The sequence below is a fragment of the Spirosoma panaciterrae DSM 21099 genome, assembly GCF_000374025.1.
GTDB classification, from domain to species: domain Bacteria; phylum Bacteroidota; class Bacteroidia; order Cytophagales; family Spirosomataceae; genus Spirosoma; species Spirosoma panaciterrae.
In genome coordinates this window covers 1-2,675 of sequence record NZ_KB893231.1, presented here as the reverse complement: position 1 = coordinate 2,675, position 2,675 = coordinate 1, and the positions used below count along the sequence as shown (strand labels likewise).

1 rRNA gene is annotated in these 2,675 nt (G+C 54.6%); it reads left to right on the top strand.

What is annotated here, in order from left to right:
* Positions 1 to 2,672 (top strand): 23S ribosomal RNA (locus B153_RS0130800); the annotation flags it as partial.
* Positions 2,673 to 2,675: the final 3 nt, after the last annotated feature.

The window sequence follows — 2,675 nt, the reverse complement described above, 5'->3', positions numbered from 1 at the left end:
GGGAGGGCGAACGCGGAGAACTGAAACATCTAAGTACCCGCAGGAAGAGAAAACAAATGTGATTCCGTCAGTAGTGGCGAGCGAGAGCGGAAGAGCCCAAACCAGTCTGGTTACGGCCAGATTGGGGTAGTAGGACCTGACATCAAATCAACAACCGAACTGAAAGCCTTTGGGAAAAGGCACCATAGAGGGTGAGAGTCCCGTACGGGTCAGGGCGTTGGTGGGTTGGGAATCCTGAGTAGGGGGGGACCGGAGAAATCCCCTTTGAATCAACCGGCACCATCCGGTAAGGCTAAATACATTCAGAAGACCGATAGTGCAGAGTACCGTGAGGGAAAGGTGAAAAGTACGGGGAGTACCCGGGTGAAATAGAACCTGAAACCAGGCGCTTACAAGCGGTCGGAGCCTCCAGTGTGGGGTGACGGCGTGCCTTTTGCATAATGAGCCTACGAGTAACCGTCACTGGCGAGGTTAAGATCGTTGACGATCGCAGCCGAAGCGAAAGCGAGTCTGAACAGGGCGAGCAGTCAGTGGGGGTTGACGCGAAACTGGGTGATCTACCCCTGGCCAGGTTGAAGGGAGGGTAAAACTTTCTGGAGGACCGAACCGATAAGCGTTGAAAAGCTTCCGGATGAGCTGGGGGTAGGGGTGAAAGGCCAATCAAACTCAGAAATAGCTCGTACTCTCCGAAATGTTTTTAGGAACAGCGTTCAGTGTTACTGTTTGTGAGGTAGAGCCACCAACAGGATGCGGGGGAGTCACATCCTACCAACTTCTGATGAACTCCGAATGCGCAAAGAGGTGCTGGGCAGTGAGGGGCAGGGTGCTAAGGTCCTGCTCCGAGAGGGGAACAACCCAGACCATCCTCTAAGGTCCCCAAGTGTGTGCTAAGTTGAACAAAGGCGGTCCGGCTGCTGAGACAGCCAGGAGGTTAGCTTGGAAGCAGCTATTCCTTTAAAGAGTGCGTAACAGCTCACTGGTCGAGCGGGGCGGGCGTCGATAATAACCGGGCATCAAGCACACCACCGAAGAGATGGATTGCACACGAGTTGTGCGATGGTAGGAGAGCATTCTATAGGGGGCGAAGCTGAAGCGTGAGCTTTGGTGGACCGTATAGAAAAGCAAATGTAGGCATAAGTAACGATAATGGAGATGAGAACTCTCCACACCGAAAGGCTAAGGTTTCCTCCGCGATGGCAGTCATCGGAGGGTTAGTCGGGGTCTAAGGGGCAGGCGAATGCCGGGCCCTGAGGGGGAACAGGTTAATAGTCCTGTACTAGCTATGCAGGGGAACTGATGACGGAGTGCCGGGGTGTGTACGTCCTGACGGAATAGGGCGTTGAGCAGAGGTTTCGGCCGACGCGAATGCATGAAGGGGCTTCCAAGAAAAGTCAGTTGTCGTTAAGCGTATAGCTACCCGTACCGCAAACCGACACAGGTAGCCGGGAAGAATATTCTAAGGTGCACGAATGAATCATGGTTAAGGAACTCGGCAAGATGACCCTGTAACTTCGGGATAAGGGGGGCCTACTGGCAACAGAGGCTGCAGAGAAGAGGCCCAGGCGACTGTTTACCAAAAACACAGGACTCTGCCAAAATGAAAGTTGACGCATAGGGTCTGACACCTGCCCGGTGCTGGAAGGTTAAGAGGGGATGTTAGTCGCAAGGCGAAGCATTGAATTGAAGCCCCAGTAAACGGCGGCCGTAACTATAACGGTCCTAAGGTAGCGAAATTCCTTGTCGGGTAAGTTCCGACCTGCACGAATGGTGTAACGATCTGGGCACTGTCTCAACCATGAGTTCGGTGAAATTGTAGTAGCGGTGAAGATGCCGCTTACCCGCCACGGGACGGAAAGACCCCGTGCACCTTTACTACAGCTTAACAGTGAATGCCGGTCAGGCATGTGTAGGATAGGCGGGAGGAGTTGAAGTGGCGTCGCCAGGCGTCGTGGATCCAACCTTGAAATACCGCCCTTGGCTGACTGGCGTTCTAACTCCGGAATGGAGGACCCTGTTTGGTGGGTAGTTTGACTGGGGTGGTCACCTCCGAAAGGGTAACGGAGGTTTCCCAAGGTTGGCTCATGCCGGACGGTAATCGGCAGGGGAGTGCAATAGCAAAAGCCAGCTTGACAGTGAGGCCTACAAGCCGATCTGGGACGAAAGTCGGGTATAGTGATCCGGTGGTTCCGCATGGAAGGGCCATCGCTCAAAGGATAAAAGGTACGCCGGGGATAACAGGCTGATCTCCCCCAAGAGCTCACATCGACGGGGAGGTTTGGCACCTCGATGTCGGCTCGTCACATCCTGGGGCTGGAGAAGGTTCCAAGGGTTCGGCTGTTCGCCGATTAAAGTGGCACGCGAGCTGGGTTCAGAACGTCGTGAGACAGTTCGGTCCCTATCTGTGGTGGGCGTTGGAATACTGCCGGGATCTGTCCTTAGTACGAGAGGACCGGGATGGACGTACCGCTGGCGAGTCGGTTGTTTGGCCGCAGGCACGGCCGAGTAGCTACGTACGGATCAGATAAGCGCTGAAAGCATCTAAGTGCGAAACTGGCCTGAAGATGAGTGTTCCTTAGTAGGGGTGTTGTAGACGACGACGTTGATAGGCGGCAGGTGTAGGCGTAGAGATGCGTTAAGCTGAGCCGTACTAATGGCCCCAACAGCGTGTGCGCTTC